The following is a 13,660-nucleotide window of genomic DNA, read 5'->3' as shown; positions in this document are numbered from 1 at the left end:
CCGGCCGGCCGTGGCGGGGTGCTTCCCACCCCCAAGACGGCCGGCATCACGAGAACCGGGCGACGCCGGGAGGGAAACCGGCTCGCGCACTGTTCCTGACCCGCCGCCCGGCGTCGACGGGCACGTCGGCGAGCCACCGAAGTCGGCCGGCGGCGGGGCGACGCGCTCGCGACCGGTACCGCGTCAAGACCGCGACCGACCGTGCCACGATGCACCCGCGCAGTCGAACAACGTCATGCCGCCCGGCGTCCGGAGCGGGACCGGCGCGCAGTGGCTGCGCGCCCACGCCGCGCGTTCTCCGAGCACCCCCGGCAGGCCGGGCACCGCGGTCAGGTAGAGGAACCGCAACTGCCCCCCTTGCACCAGCCCGGCGACTTCGCTCAGCTCCGGATACGGCGAAAAGCCCGTGAACCCGCCCATCGGCAGCACGCTGTACCCGGCGGCGAGGTAGGGCGACGCGGTGCTCGCGTCCCCGGTCGCGAAGAGGAACCGCTCCCCCGTGCGCCGCGCCTGCAGATGGTGCAGCAGGTCGGGGTCGACGTCGGAGCCGGGCAAGGGCGCGTCGATCGCGGGCACCGGCCCCGTCGGCGGCACGCCGAGGATCCGGGCCAAGGTGATGCGAGGATCGGCGACGCCGAAGACCGCGACGGCGGTCTGCGGTCCCGCGACCGGGTTGGCGGTGTGCATGGAGTTCGGCGGCACGGCGGGGGTGATCGCGATCCAGGCGACCGGCCCGGCCAGCAGCACCACCGTCCCCGCCGCGGCGACCTCACGACGAGGTCCGCCCAGCACCAGCCCGAGGACGACCACGGTCACCACCCCCACCAGCCAGCCGGGGCCGCCCGCCCGGGTCACCACCACGACGGCGCCCGCGGCGGACAGGACGCCGCCGAGTGGCAGCACCCACCGGAGGCTGCTGCGGTCTCGCCACCACGCCCAGGCCACCGGCACCCCGGCGCCGACGACCGCGGCCAACGCCGGGGCGAGGAGCGTCGCGTAGTACGGGTGCAGGCCCGGCAGGAAGCTGAGCACCAGCGCGGCCGTGAGCAGCCAGCCGCCCCAGAGTGTCCACAGAGGATCGTCGCGGCGCGTCCACCAGCAGGCGGCCAGAAGCACCAGCGCCAGCGGAACGAGCCAGCCGGCTTGGCCGCCGAGCTGATCGTCGACTAGCCGCAGCGGGCCGGGCGCGCCGCCGTAGGGTGCCGCCGTCGCGGACAGCGGTGAGCCGCCTCCGGCCAGCCCCCGGCCGAGGCCGTTGTAGCCGAAGACCATTTCCCACCACGAGTCGTCCCGGCTGCCGTCGACGTGCGGGCGTTCGCCGCGTGGGATGAAGCCGGCCACGACGAGCCAGCCCAGCGACACCACGGTGGCGGTCCCGCCCAGGACCGTCGCCCGCCACCCCCGCGGCCCCGAACCGGCCAGACACGCGGCCACCAGCGCGGGCAGGACGACCCACGCCTCGATCATCTTGATCTGGAACCCCGCGCCGACCAGGACACCGGCCACGGCGACCCAGCGCCATCGGTGGTCTTCGAGGGCGCGGGTCATCGCATAGGCGGCCGCGACCAGGCACAACACCAGCAGCGGGTCGACCAGGTTGACCCGCGCGGTCACGAACACCACCGGCGAGACGAGGAGCACGACCGCGGCGATCACTCCGGCCCGCGTCCCGGCCCAGCGGCGGACGGCCGCGAACAGCAGCGGCACGGTGGCCGTCGCGGCGAGGGCCCCCGGCAGCAGCAGGACCCAGGAATGGAAACCGAGCACCCGCACGAAGAGGGCCTGGATCCACAGGCCACCCGGCAGCTTGTCCACCGTCATGCTCGAGGCCGGATCGACAGCGCCGAAGGCGAACGCGGACCAGTTCGTGCTCATGCTGCGCACCGCCGCGCTGTAGTAGTAGTGCGTCCCGCCACGGAACAACCCCCAGCCGTGGAGAAAGCCCGCCACCAGCGTCAGCACGACCAGCGGCCGCCGCATCGCACCCCTCCTTCGCTACAACTTGTAGTACTACGCGAAGTAGTACTACACGAGGCGCGGGCTTGTCTACTACGCTGAGTCGTGACGAACGGAGGGTCGATGGGGAAGCTCGGTGAGCTGGAGCGCGCCGTGATGGACGCCTTGTGGGCGCGCAGCGGCCCGGTCAGCGTGCGCGCGGTCCACGAGGCCCTGGCCGACCGCGGCCTCGCCTACACGACGGTGATGACGGTCTTGTCCCGCCTGGCGGACAAGGGTTTCCTGCGCCGGGAACGCGACAGGCGCGCTTGGCTGTACGCTCCCGCGGCGAGCCGCGATCAGTACGTCGCCGAGCTGATGTTCGAGGCACTCGGCGAGACCGGCGATCGTGATGGCGCGCTGACGCACTTCGCGCAGGCGGTGAGCGCCGAGGAGGCGGCCGTCCTCCGCAGGGCACTCACCCGCAAGCGCCGGACATGATCTACGTCCTGCACCACGTCGCCGCGCTGGTCCTGGCCGGGCTCGCGGCCGGCTATCTGCGCCGGGCGCGGTGGACGGGCCTGCGACCGTGGCTGGCGGTGGCCTTGTGGCAGGCGATCGCGCTGACGATCGTCGTCTCGGCCGTCAGCGGGCTGCTCGCGCTGGGGCTCATGCCCCTGCGTCGCGGCATCGTGCCGGGCCTGCTCGCTTTCGCCACCACGCCGCCGGACCCGCTCCGCACGCTGGCGATCACCGCCGGACTGGCCCTGGCCGCCGGGCTGGCCGGGCAGCAGTTGTGGTGCGCGATCCGGGTCGCCCGGCAGCGAGCACGGCACCGCAACCTCCTCGCACTGCTCGCCGAAGCACGCGATGGCGCGTTGTTCCTGGATCATCCGCTGCCGGTCGCGTACTGCGTGCCCGGCCGCACGGCCGAGATCGTGCTCAGCACCGGTGCTCGCGCCTTGCTCACCGACGGCGAACTGGCCGCGGTCCTCGCCCACGAGCACACCCACCTGCGCGAACGCCACGACCTCGCGCTCGCCCCCTTCACCGCGCTGGCCCGGTTGTTCCCCCGCTGCCACGGGGTGAGCGCGGACATCCACCTCCTGCTGGAGATGCGTGCCGACGACCGGGCCGCCCGGCGGCACGGCCGCGACACCGTCGCCGCGGCACTGGAGAAGTTCCGGGCGCACGGCGCGGCTGCCGCACCACCCGGAACCCTCGGCGCGGCAGCGGCCACGACGTACCGGATCGACCGGCTCCGCCGGCCGCCGACCACCGGTCCACGCGTGCTGCCGGCTTTCGTGACCGCCACCGTGCTGACCGTGCTGGCAACGCCCCTCAGCCTGCTGCTCACCCCGTTCTGAGGCCCGATTCGCGACACGTCAGCCGGTCTGCACCAGGCTGAAGTCGTCGACGTTCACCCAGTTGCCCGCGTTCGCGTCGGAGAACACCCCCACCTGGATCGACCCGTTCGTCACCGCAATGCCGGAGACGCTCACCTTCGTCCAGCTGCCGAGCGGCTGGCTGATCGACGTGCTCAGCTCACCCGCGCCGAAGTTCTTCGCGAAGAGGGTCGCCTTCTTCTGCCCGCCGCTGCTCTTCACCCACGCCGACAGCGTGTAGGTGCCGTTCGGCAGGGCGATGTTCTGGTACCTGCTCGCGGTGTAGGCCGACGACGAACTCTGCGCGAACGCCCACCGTCCGGTGTGGCCGCCCAGCTTGTTGCTGTTCACGGTGCCGCCGGTGGTGGTCCAGCCGGCGAGGTCGTTCTGCGCCACCCGGTCGGCCTCGGCGCTCGGGTTGAGGACGTAGTTGTTGCCGCGCCCGGCCGACCAGGTTCCCGCTGCGGCGTCGACGGTCCACTGGTTCAGCGAGTGGAACACCGGCGTGGTTCCGTTGAAGGTGACGGGAACCCAGTCGTTGTACCCGATGCCGTTGCCGGCGAAGTCGCTCCAGCGATCACCGCCGAACACCACGAACGATCCTTGCGAACCGGTCACCGTGAACGCCAGGCCGGTTTGCGTCACGTGCGAGAAGTCGGCGTCCGTTCCCTGCAGCACGAATTCCGCCGAATACGGGCCCATGATGTTCTTCGCGCTGATGCAGTACGTGTGGGACGCGTTCCAGCCGTGCAGGTCGGAGGAACAGAAGTAGTACGTCCCGCCGTACTTGAACATGATGTTGCCCTCACGCCCGCCCGCCGAACTGTTGTAGACGTTCTTGGCCGGGTCGACTTGGAGGAAGTCCGAAGCCCGCAACGTCGAGACGTACAGGTGGGACCGGCCGCTCTTGTTGCTGTAGACCAGATACGCCTTGCCGTCGTCGTCGGTGAAGACCGACTGGTCGCCGGACATGCCGGTGGAGACACCGCCGATGCTCGACTGCGTGCCCGCCCGGGTGAACCGGCCGTTCGGCGTGCTGCTCGTGGCGAACACCAGCCCGCTGTCCAGCTGCGAGACCAGCACGTACTTGCCCGTGCCGGGGTTGCGGGCGACACCGATCCGGCCGACCCAGCCACCGCCGAGGTCGGCGCCGGTCAGCGCGTTGCCTTCGAACTTCCAGTTCGCCAGGTCGGTCGACGAATAAATGGTGATCGCACTCAGCGACGTGTCACTGTTCTTCCCGCCCGCCGGGTTGCCGGCGTAGCTGACCGCGCCGTTGTACTTGGCCCCGTACCAGTAATACGTGCCGCCGACCTTCAGGACACCTCCGCCCTGCGAATAGACCGGGTTCCCCGAGGTGTCCTTCCAGAACACGTCGTTCTGGATCGTGACGGCCGCGGCGGTGCGCGGGGTGGCCGCGCCGGCACCGGCCGCACCACCGACGGACGTCAGCGCGACGGAGAGGGGCAGCAGGATCGAAGCGAGCGTTCGCCGGAAGTTCCTTTTCAGCACTTCATGACCTCCGCGATGAGAGCACTGGGCGATCCATCCGTGGCAGGCACGCGCACCCGGCCGCCTGGAGCAGGACTCGACAGGACCGGTGACTTTGGGAGCGCTCCCAGCGTAACACGCGGTCGTCGCGCCGGAAACCTTTCGTTCACACCGAAGTCGCCCCCTCGCCGGAGCAGACCACCCGTTGAGTAAGCGCTTTCCCGGGACGGCCGCCGCGGAGGCGCCCCTCGGCGGGCGGCTCTGGGCACATCCCTGGGCATCCGGCTTGATGCCGAGCTTGGCGCGCCGCTACCCGTTCGCGGGATTCGATCACCGCGGCCACGGCCGCACGCTTCTCGACGCCAGCCGCTTCACCATCCCGGATCCGGCCGCGGACGCCCTGGCCGTGCTCGACGAGCCGGGGATCGGGAAGGCCGTCGTCTGCGGGTTCTCCCTCGGCGGCCCGGCCGCCGCCCGCTACTTCGGTGCCAACCGGCACGTTCCGGAATTCGAGGCCCGGTGGCCGTGGCTCCGGCGTGAACTCGCGCGAGCCCCGCTGGCCCAGCACCTGGCCCGCGGGACGGGCGGTGGCCGGCTACGACCTGCGCGGCAAGCTCGCCCCGCTCCGGGCGATCCCCGCCACGGTCGTCATCACCGAAGGTGACGCCGTCTGCCCAGCGCACCGGCAGCGCCAGGTCGCCAAGCAGCTCGGCGCACGCGATCCCGGTCCCGGGCGACCACGACTTCCCGGTCGCCCGGCCGGCGGCCTTCGGCAAGGCGATGCTCCGGGCCGTCGCCGAGCCCCAGGCCTGAGCGCCCCGCGGCACCCTCGGGCCCCGCTTTTGCGCCACGCAAATGTCCGGCCGGCGGGCTCGTAGCGGCCGGGCCACCCGGGGGGTTACGTTGGTCGTCGCGATGGTTGAAAAGGCAGCCGTCTTCCCTCAGCCACCCAGGGAGACAGGCATGAGCAGTGACCAGGACTGGCAGCGCGACAGGGAAGCCTTCGTGACCGACCGGCCTGCCACCGGCCCCCTGGTCCGGCAGTTCGCGCAACTGACGCGCAACCTGCTCACCGCGGCCACCGTGGAAGACGCGCTGCAACGCGTGCTCGAGGCCACGACGGTGATGGTCCCGGCCGCTGACCTGGCCAGTTTCACCCTGCTCGACGCCGATGGCCACTTCCACACCCCGGCGGAGACCGACGAGGTCGCCATCGAACTCGACCGGCTGCAGTACCGGTTCCGGGAAGGCCCCTGCGTCGAGGCCGCCGACCCCGGCGGCCCGGCGGTGGCGATCGCCCCGGTCCTGACCGCCGAACCACGCTGGCCCAAGTGGGCGCCGGCCGCCGCGCAGCTCGGGATGGGCTCCGTCCTCTCCACCGCCCTCATCAGCGGACCGCCCAGCGGCGAGTCGCGCGGCGCCCTCAACGTCTACTCGCGCTCCCGGCACGGGCTGGACGCCGCCGACCGGGACGTCCTGCTGCTGCTCGCGACCCACGCCTCCCTGGCGCTGGCCGCCACCGACGCCGTGACGCGCGCGGAACTGCAGGCCGCGCACCTGCGCAAAGCCATCGACAGCCGCGACGTGATCGGCCAGGCCAAGGGCATCATCATGGCGCGGCGAGGCGTCTCCGCGGACGCCGCCTTCGACATCCTGCGGCGGACCTCCCAGGACCTCAACGTCAAGCTCGCCGACCTCGCCCGGACGCTCGCCGGCCGCCACACCGAGATCGATCTGCCCACCCGCTGACGGGCCAGAACAAGCCCGGTCGTGTAATTCACACGATCAGGGGTACCCATCAGTTATGACTGTCTGTGCTCCCGACCACGCGCCGGCGAAAGACGCGCTGACCGTCCCGACGCCGCGACGGTCCGACGAATACGCCCACTGCGTTCCCCTCTTCGACGAGCGCAGCCGCCTCGACGTCGAAGACCCCCGCCGGGCCGCTCTCCGTGAGCGGCTGATCACCGAGCACCTCCCGCTCGCCGAGCACATCGCGCGGCGGTTCAGCGGCCGCGGCGAACCCTTCGAAGACCTGCTGCAGGTCGCCCGGACCGGGCTGATCCGCGCGGTCGACCGGTACGACGCCGGCCGCGGCAGCGACTTCGTGTCGTTCGCCGTGCCGACCATCATGGGCGAGGTGCGCCGGCACTTCCGCGACGTCGGCTGGTCGATGCGCGTGCCCCGGACGCTGAAGGACCTGAAGCAGAAGCTCGCGAAGGCCAGCGACGTCCTGGCCCACGAACTGGGCCGGGCCCCCACCCCCAGCGAACTCGCCCGCCACCTCGGCATGGACGTCGAAACCGTCCGCGAAGGCCTGCTGGCCGCCCAGGCCTACCGCGCCACTTCCCTCGACACCCCCGCGCGAGACGGCGAGGAAGACTTCGCCGCCGCCGCCCGGCTCGCCGAAGACGACACCGGCTTCGAACGGTTCGAGAACCACATCGCCCTGCGAGCGGCCCTGGCCACCCTGGAGCCCCGCGAACGCGCCATCGTCAAGATGCGGTTCGCCGACGAGCTCACCCAGAGCCAGATCGCCCAGCGGGTCGGCGTTTCCCAGATGCACGTCTCCCGGCTGCTGGCCAGGACCCTGGAGCAGCTGCGGCAGCACATCGACGCCGGCTGATCCACCGGAAGCCCGCCTCCGGCGGTTCACGCCTCGGCAACCGGGTAACCAGGTCCGGCAACGGCTCCCCGAAACGGACGGGGCGCCGCGGATCAGGAAGGGCCCAGCCCCGATGCCGATCGAAGAGCAGACGACGCACCTCGACGACTCGCTGCGCGTGCTCGCCCTCGAGGTCACCGACGACCTCGCCGAGCTGGCCACCGTGCGCGCGTGGGCCGAGAAGTTGCTGCAGGATCTGCCCGAAGACCAGCGGGTCGACGCGCTCATGGTGGTCGACGAGCTGACGTCGAACGCCCTCCGGCACGGCAAGCCGCCCCGGCAGGTCCGCCTGCTGCGCAAACGCGACTGGCTCTCCGTCGAAGTCGACGACGGCTGCATCGACCCCGCCTGCCCGCGGCCGCCGTCGTCCGACGGCGGGCACGGGCTCAAGCTGGTCGCCGCGATGAGCGTGTCCTGGGGTCAGTGGCAGCGTCCCACGGGCAAGACCGTGTGGGCCGAACTCGACCTCACCCGTGCCGCCGCGCCCGGTCGGCCGCGTTGAGCGGGCCGCGCAACGAGGACGCCGCCGCGGCCACCACCGCTTCGGCCACTGTGGACAGTGCGGGCAGGTCCAGTTTCCACTGCTGCCAGTAGAGCGGCACGTCCACCGGCCGGTTCCGCACCAGTGGCACCAGCGTGCCGGCCCGCAACCCGGGTGCCGCCTGCACCTCGGGCACCATGCCCCACCCGAGGCCGGCTTCGACCGCGGCGACGACCATCTCCGAGGCCGGGACGTAGTGCCGCAGCGCACTCGCCCCGGTCCCGCCGAGGAGCCGCACGAACGCGTCCTGCAGATCGTCGTGGTCGTCGAACACCACGACCGGCGCCGCGGTCAGGTCGTCCCGCAGCGCGCCGGTCACCCACCGCGCCGCGAAGGCGGGGGCGGCCAGCGGCAGGTAGCGCAGGTCGCCGAGCGGGCGCACGGAGCAGCCCTGCACCGGAGCGGCCGAGGACGTCACCGCCGCCATCACCCGGCCCTCCCGCAGCAACGTGGTGGTGTGTTCCTGGTCTTCGCGGTGCAGTTCGAAACAGATCGGCGGGTCGGCGGTCACCCCCGCGAGCGCCGGCAGGAACCAGGTGGACAGCGAGTCGGCGTTGACCGCGATCGGCACCCGGACGGGCTCGCCGCTCATGCCCAGCTCGGCCCGCGCGTCCCGCTCGAGGGCCGCCAGCCGCCGCGCGAACCGGACCACGACCTGCCCGGATTCGGTGACCCGCACCGGTTTCGTGCGGGTCACCAGCACGCTGCCGGTGCGCTGTTCGAGCGCCTTCACCCGCTGGCTCACGGCCGACGGCGTCACGTGCAGCACCGCCGCGGCGGCGTCGAACGTGCCCGCGTCGACCACCGCGAGCAGCGTCCTGACCTGGTCCAGCGGCAGATCCGTCATCACGGGCGCTGATCTTACGGCGGAAACTTCAGCTGAGCTGTCGACAGTTCGCTACGAGCCGAGGCCGGCCTTCGCCCGATGAGCCGACTTCTTCGCCTGGTTCCCGCACACCCCCATCGAGCACCACCGCCGCGTGCCCGGCCGGGACGTGTCGAGGAACAACGCCCCGCACCGGGCCCCCTCGCACCGCCGGACCCTCGCGAACTCCGGCGAGGTCACCAGTTCCAGCGCGTCCCGGGCGAGCAACGCCAGCATCGCCGACGCGGGATCCGCTGCCTGCCACCGCAGTTCGCCCGACGGCGTCAGCGAAGGTGCGGGCACCGGCAGGGCCGCGGCCCGGTTCAGCCGCTGCCGCGCCGGCGGGCGCGCCGAGGCCGTCAGCAGTTCGTGGATCGCCTCGCGGACCGCACGCGCTTCGCCGGCCGACGCGGGCCGGACCGGGGTGGCGAACGGGCCGAACCGGTCGATCCACGCTCCCCACGCCGCCGCGTCCGGCAGCTCCTCCGTCTCCGACGGCGTCCCGCGGTACCGCAGCGTCCGGATGAAGTCGAGGCACAAGCGGCCCGCTCCCGCGCGGAAGTTGTCCGTCATACGGGTCACAGTACGCCGGAACCGGTTTGACTGGTACCGTCGGGAACCGATCAAACCGGTTCCACGAGGGGGCAGGCATGACCGAGACCGAGCAGAAGGCCCCGCCCGGCTGGCTCGTGCTGCTCCTGGCCGTCTCCTGTGGACTGACCGTCGCGAACCTCTACTACGCCCAGCCGTTGCTGGCCGAGCTGCGGCAGGCCTTCGGGGTCGGCGAGGCCGCCGCCGGCGGGGTGGTCACCGCCACCCAGCTCGGGTACGCCGCCGGCATGCTGCTGCTCGTCCCGCTGGGCGACCGGCTCGAAAACCGCGGCCTCGTCGCGACGCTGCTCGCGGTCGCCTGCGCCGGGCTGGTCGTCACCGGGATCGCGCCCGGGTTCGCCGTCCTGCTGCTCGCCTCGCTGGTCGTCGGGGCGGCGTCGGTCGTGGTGCAGATCCTCATCCCGTTCGCCGCCGACCTCTCCCCTGACGCCATCCGCGGCCGGATCGTCGGGCGGGTCGTCAGCGGGCTGCTCTTCGGGATCCTGCTCTCGCGCGTGGTCGCCAGCCTGCTCGCCGAGGTGACCAGCTGGCGGGTCGTGTTCCTGATTTCGGCCGGCGCGATGGCCGTGCTCGCCCTCGTCCTGCGCTTCATCCTGCCGCCCCGCGCGCCCAAGACCGACGTCCGCTACGGCGAACTGCTCCGCTCCACGTTCGCCATGGCGCGGAAACACCCACCGCTGCGCCACCGGGCCCTCTACCAGTCGGCGATGTTCGGTGCCTTCAGCGCGTTCTGGACGACCATCGCGTTCGTCCTGACCGCGCCGCCCTTCAACTACTCCCAGCTGGGCGTCGGCCTGTTCGCACTGGCGGGCGCGGCCGGCGCCGCGGTGGCGCCGCTGGCCGGGCGGTGGTCGGACCACGGCCACGGCCGGCAGCTCACCGCGGGCGCCTTCGTGCTCTGCGCCGCGGCCTTCGCGCTCGCCGGCTTCGGCGCGCACAGCGTCATCCTGCTGGCGATCGCGGCGATCGCCGTCGACATGGCCGTCCAGACCACGCTGGTGGTCGGCCAGCACACGATCTACCAGCTCGACCCGTCCGCCCGCGCCCGCATCAACAGCGTCTACCTGGGCACGTTCTTCATCGGCGGCGCGATCGGCTCCCAGGCCGGCTCGATCGCCTACCACCTCGGCGGCTGGACGGCGGTCGTCGTGTTCGCCGGCGTGCTCCCGCTGCTCGGCCTGGCCGGGATGGCCCGCACCCGCGCCTAGCGCACCAGCAAGCCGAGCACCAGCGCCAGCGGCGGCCACGCCTCCCGCCCGCGCCGCGTACAGGCGTAGGCACGCTGCCGCACCTCCGGGCCGGCCAGCGGCAGCACCGCGACCCCCGACCTCGCCGCCCAGGTCGCCGGCAGCAGGCCGACCGCGGGTGCCGGGCCGGTCGCGATGAGGTCCTCCACCAGCTCCAGGCTGTCCGCGCGGTGCGTCAGGCGGGGCTCGAACCCCGCCATGGCCGCCAGCCTGCGGACCACGTCCTCGTCCGTGCCGTCGCGGGAGTTGACGATCCAGCCGTGGTCGCGGAACGCCTCGAAGACCGCCACCGTCCCGTCGCCGCGCACCCGGGCCGCGTCGGCGGCCGGGACGGCCAACCCCCAGCTCGCCGTCCACAGTGGACGCGCCAGGATCGCGGGGTCGGTGCCCGCCGGGGCGAGTTCGTAGTCGTAGGTGAGGGCGAGGTCGATGTCGTCGGCCAGCAGGGCGGCGAACGCCTCGGGCGGTTCGTACTCGCTGATCCGCAGCTCGACCCGCGGGTGGTGCGCGGCGAGCGCGGCCGCGGCCGGCAGCACCGAGCGCCGCACGGCCGTGGCGAACCCGGCGACCCGCACGGTGCCCGCCGGCTCGGCGTGGGGGTCGAGATCCGCGCGCGCGGCCTCCACGGCGGCGAGGATGGTCACCGCGTGCTCGGCCAGGCGCCGTCCCGCGGGGGTGAGCCGCACCCGCCGGCCGTCCGGTTCCAGCAGGGGCACGCCGGTTTCCCGCGCCAGTACCGCGATCTGCTGCGAGACCGTGGACGTGGTGGTGCCGAGCACGTCCGCCACCGCGCGCATCGAGCCGTGGCGGGACAGCTCGAGGAGGAACCGGAGCCGGCGGGTGTCCACGCCGTCATTGTCCACGAACCGCGAACGGTGTGTCCACGATTGCCACGTGGACATGAACGGTCGTGCTGGGCTTTGCTGGACCCGTGCCGTCCTCGTCCCGCACCGGAGCGACCCTCGCCGTCGCCGCCATGCTCTGCGTCCAGCTCGGTCTCGCCGTGTCGGTCGGCCTGTTCGACCGCGTCGGTCCGGAAGGAGCGGCGTGGTTGCGCCTGGCGTGGGCCGGGGTGCTGCTGCTCGTCGTGGTCCGGCCGCGTCCGTCGTCGTTCCGGCGGAGCACCTTCGTGGCCTGCTGCGGGCTGGGCGTGGTCACGGCGGGGATGACCATGCTGTTCATGGAAGCGGTGGCCCGGTTGCCGCTGGGCACGGCGAGTGCGCTGGAGTTCCTCGGACCGCTGGCCGTCGCCGTCACGCGAGGCCGCGGCGGTAAGCGGGGGTGGCCCGTCCTCGCGGCGGCCGGGGTGGTGTTGCTGACCCAGCCGTGGCGGGGCGGCGCGGACCTGGCGGGCGTCGGCTTCGCGCTGGCGGCCGCGGTCTGCTGGGCCTGCTACATCCTGCTGACGCAGCGGGTCGGCGACGAGGTGGCGGGCGTGCGCGGGCTCGCGGTGTCGATGCCGGTGGCGGGTGTCGTGGCGACGCTGGTCTACGGACCGGGGGTGTTCGGGCACCTGACCTGGCCGCTGCTGCTCACCGGCCTCGGGCTGGCGGTGTTGCTGCCGGTGGTGCCGTTCGCGCTCGAGATGCTCGCCCTGCGGCGGCTGACCGCCCCCGCGTTCGGGACGCTGATGAGCCTGGAGCCGGCCATCGCCCTGACGATCGGGCTCGTCGTGCTCCACCAGATCCCGGACGCCGGCGCGGCGGTGGGCGTGGTGCTCGTCGTGGCGGCCGGGATCGGCGCGGAGCGGACCGGGACGCGGGAGCGGGCCGAGCAACCTGCTTAGGGCGTGCCTGACAACTCCTTGGTCCAGGTGACCACGGCAGGCAGGGACGAGCGCCGATCGGTAGATGCCAGGTCCAGATCGGCTGCCACGGACTGAACACCGCCGGCACATCCCGCCACGCGAGCCCGCACCGATACCGGTAGCTGATCCCCTCAGCCATCACCCGCGCATCCGAGAACGGTCGGCCTGGCTTTCCGGTGCGGACCGGGACGCGGGAGCGGGCCGGGCAGCCGGCCTAGGCGAAGACGTCCCGCCGCGCGGCCACCCACTCCGCGTACGTCGTCCCCGGCCGGCCCAGCAGCTCCTCGACGACGCCGGTCGGCACCTGCGGGTGCCGCAGCGTTTCCGCGAAGCCTTCGAGCAGCCAGCCGACGGCCGATTCCGGGATGCCGTAACCGATCCACTGCGCGCGCTGCTCCGCCGGTGTCAGCTCGCGGAAGTGGATCTCCTTGCCCAGCACCGAGGCCAGGGTCTCGACCTGCCCGCGCAGGGTGATCGCCTCCGGTCCACTGAGGACATACGTTTTGCCGGTGTGCCCGGCCGAGACCAGCACCCGGGCGGCCACCGCCGCGATGTCGCCGAGGTCGATGGGGGTCTGCGTCGCGTCGCCGTAGGCCATCGCGACCTCGCCCGCCCGGACCATCGGCGCCCAGTCGAGCGTGTTGTTCATGAACCCGCCGGGGCGCAGGAAGGTCCAGGCGAACCCGGCGGCCCGGACGGCGGCCTCGACGGCGCCGTACTCGTGCCCGCTGGAGCCCTCGTGCTCGTCCCCGACGCTGCTGCCCGACAACGCGACCACACGCTCGACGCCGGCCTCCGTGGCCAGCTCGCAGAACCGCCGGACGGTCCGCGCCATCGGCGCCAGGTACACCGCCGAGACCCCCTTGAGCGCGACCGGCAGCGTCGACGGCCTCGCCAGTGACCCGACGACCACCTCGGCCCCGGCCGGGAGCCGGGCGCGTTCCGGATCGACGGTCAGCGCCCGCACGGGCACCCCGGCCGCGACCAGTTCGTCGACCACCAGCCGGCCGACGCTGCCGGTCGCGCCCGTCACCAGGATCGTCATCAGCGTCCTCCTCATTCTCGTATGTCGTACGAGATCGTACGGCATACGAGAACCCAGGTGCACGCGA

General features: G+C 72.6%; 15 protein-coding genes and 1 pseudogene. 9 read left to right on the top strand and 7 right to left on the bottom strand.

The genetic code is table 11. The annotated features are described in order from the left end of the window. Positions 1–183: 183 nt before the first annotated feature. Positions 184–1,980 carry a glycosyltransferase family 39 protein gene (locus tag AB0F52_RS34320; protein WP_360180052.1) on the bottom strand — a complete coding sequence of 599 codons (1,797 nt, stop codon included), beginning with the start codon at positions 1,978–1,980 and terminating at the stop codon, positions 184–186. A 99-nt stretch (positions 1,981–2,079) separates the two neighbouring features. On the opposite strand from AB0F52_RS34320, the gene AB0F52_RS34315 reads away from it, so the two are divergent. Both AB0F52_RS34315 and AB0F52_RS34310 read left to right on the top strand, forming a co-directional pair. After that, complete coding sequence (locus AB0F52_RS34315; protein WP_360180050.1) at positions 2,080–2,436, top strand: BlaI/MecI/CopY family transcriptional regulator; 357 nt, start codon at positions 2,080–2,082, stop codon at positions 2,434–2,436. Further along, positions 2,433–3,302, top strand: a complete 870-nt coding sequence (locus AB0F52_RS34310; protein ID WP_360180048.1) for a M56 family metallopeptidase — start codon at positions 2,433–2,435, stop codon at positions 3,300–3,302. Before AB0F52_RS34315 ends, AB0F52_RS34310 begins: the two co-directional genes overlap by 4 nt. Before the next feature lie 18 nt (positions 3,303–3,320). Here the strand turns inward: AB0F52_RS34310 and AB0F52_RS34305 are convergent, their stop codons facing one another. Next, positions 3,321–4,832: a family 43 glycosylhydrolase gene (locus tag AB0F52_RS34305; protein ID WP_360180046.1), complete on the bottom strand. Its 1,512-nt coding sequence runs from the start codon at positions 4,830–4,832 to the stop codon at positions 3,321–3,323. 184 nt (positions 4,833–5,016) lie between these two features. Between AB0F52_RS34305 and AB0F52_RS34300 the strand changes: the two genes are divergently transcribed. From AB0F52_RS34300 to AB0F52_RS34280, 5 genes are all read left to right on the top strand, one after another. After that, positions 5,017–5,475 carry an alpha/beta fold hydrolase gene (locus AB0F52_RS34300; protein WP_360180044.1) on the top strand — a complete coding sequence of 153 codons (459 nt, stop codon included), beginning with the start codon at positions 5,017–5,019 and terminating at the stop codon, positions 5,473–5,475. Then, on the top strand, positions 5,472–5,624 hold the full coding sequence (locus tag AB0F52_RS34295) for a hypothetical protein (protein ID WP_360180042.1): 153 nt from the start codon (positions 5,472–5,474) through the stop codon (positions 5,622–5,624). The genes AB0F52_RS34300 and AB0F52_RS34295 overlap by 4 nt, the downstream gene beginning before the upstream one ends. 150 nt (positions 5,625–5,774) lie before the next feature. Next, a complete protein-coding gene (locus AB0F52_RS34290) occupies positions 5,775–6,560 on the top strand; it encodes a GAF and ANTAR domain-containing protein (protein WP_360180040.1) in 786 nt (261 codons plus the stop codon). A 55-nt stretch (positions 6,561–6,615) separates the two neighbouring features. Further along, on the top strand, positions 6,616–7,437 hold the full coding sequence (locus AB0F52_RS34285; RefSeq protein ID WP_360180038.1) for a SigB/SigF/SigG family RNA polymerase sigma factor: 822 nt from the start codon (positions 6,616–6,618) through the stop codon (positions 7,435–7,437). Between the two features lie 112 nt (positions 7,438–7,549). Further along, positions 7,550–7,978 (top strand): ATP-binding protein, encoded by a 429-nt coding sequence (locus tag AB0F52_RS34280; RefSeq protein WP_360180036.1) that lies wholly within the window; start codon positions 7,550–7,552, stop codon positions 7,976–7,978. On the opposite strand, the gene AB0F52_RS34275 is transcribed toward AB0F52_RS34280, so the two are convergent. Next, on the bottom strand, positions 7,944–8,864 hold the full coding sequence (locus AB0F52_RS34275; protein WP_360180315.1) for a LysR family transcriptional regulator ArgP: 921 nt from the start codon (positions 8,862–8,864) through the stop codon (positions 7,944–7,946). The two genes, AB0F52_RS34280 and AB0F52_RS34275, sit on opposite strands and share 35 nt — an antisense overlap. Before the next feature lie 51 nt (positions 8,865–8,915). Beyond that, a complete protein-coding gene (locus AB0F52_RS34270; protein WP_360180034.1) occupies positions 8,916–9,455 on the bottom strand; it encodes an ABATE domain-containing protein in 540 nt (179 codons plus the stop codon). 77 nt (positions 9,456–9,532) lie between these two features. Between AB0F52_RS34270 and AB0F52_RS34265 the strand changes: the two genes are divergently transcribed. Further along, a complete protein-coding gene (locus tag AB0F52_RS34265; protein WP_360180032.1) occupies positions 9,533–10,702 on the top strand; it encodes an MFS transporter in 1,170 nt (389 codons plus the stop codon). On the opposite strand, the gene AB0F52_RS34260 is transcribed toward AB0F52_RS34265, so the two are convergent. Then, on the bottom strand, positions 10,699–11,589 hold the full coding sequence (locus AB0F52_RS34260; protein ID WP_360180030.1) for a LysR family transcriptional regulator: 891 nt from the start codon (positions 11,587–11,589) through the stop codon (positions 10,699–10,701). The two genes, AB0F52_RS34265 and AB0F52_RS34260, sit on opposite strands and share 4 nt — an antisense overlap. 83 nt (positions 11,590–11,672) lie before the next feature. Here AB0F52_RS34260 and AB0F52_RS34255 point away from each other — a divergent pair, with 83 nt between their 5' ends. Next, a complete protein-coding gene (locus AB0F52_RS34255) occupies positions 11,673–12,527 on the top strand; it encodes an EamA family transporter (protein WP_360180028.1) in 855 nt (284 codons plus the stop codon). A gap of 73 nt (positions 12,528–12,600) precedes the next feature. Here AB0F52_RS34255 and AB0F52_RS34250 read toward each other — a convergent pair. Both AB0F52_RS34250 and AB0F52_RS34245 read right to left on the bottom strand, forming a co-directional pair. Beyond that, positions 12,601–12,723 (bottom strand): annotated as a pseudogene (locus tag AB0F52_RS34250) (transposase); the annotation flags it as partial. Positions 12,724–12,762: 39 nt separating this feature from the next. Beyond that, on the bottom strand, positions 12,763–13,593 hold the full coding sequence (locus AB0F52_RS34245; protein WP_360180026.1) for an NAD(P)H-binding protein: 831 nt from the start codon (positions 13,591–13,593) through the stop codon (positions 12,763–12,765). Positions 13,594–13,660 lie beyond the last annotated feature (67 nt).

Source organism: Amycolatopsis sp. NPDC024027, from assembly GCF_040638975.1.
Lineage (GTDB): Bacteria > Actinomycetota > Actinomycetes > Mycobacteriales > Pseudonocardiaceae > Amycolatopsis.
This window is presented reverse-complemented; position numbering and strand designations above follow the sequence as displayed.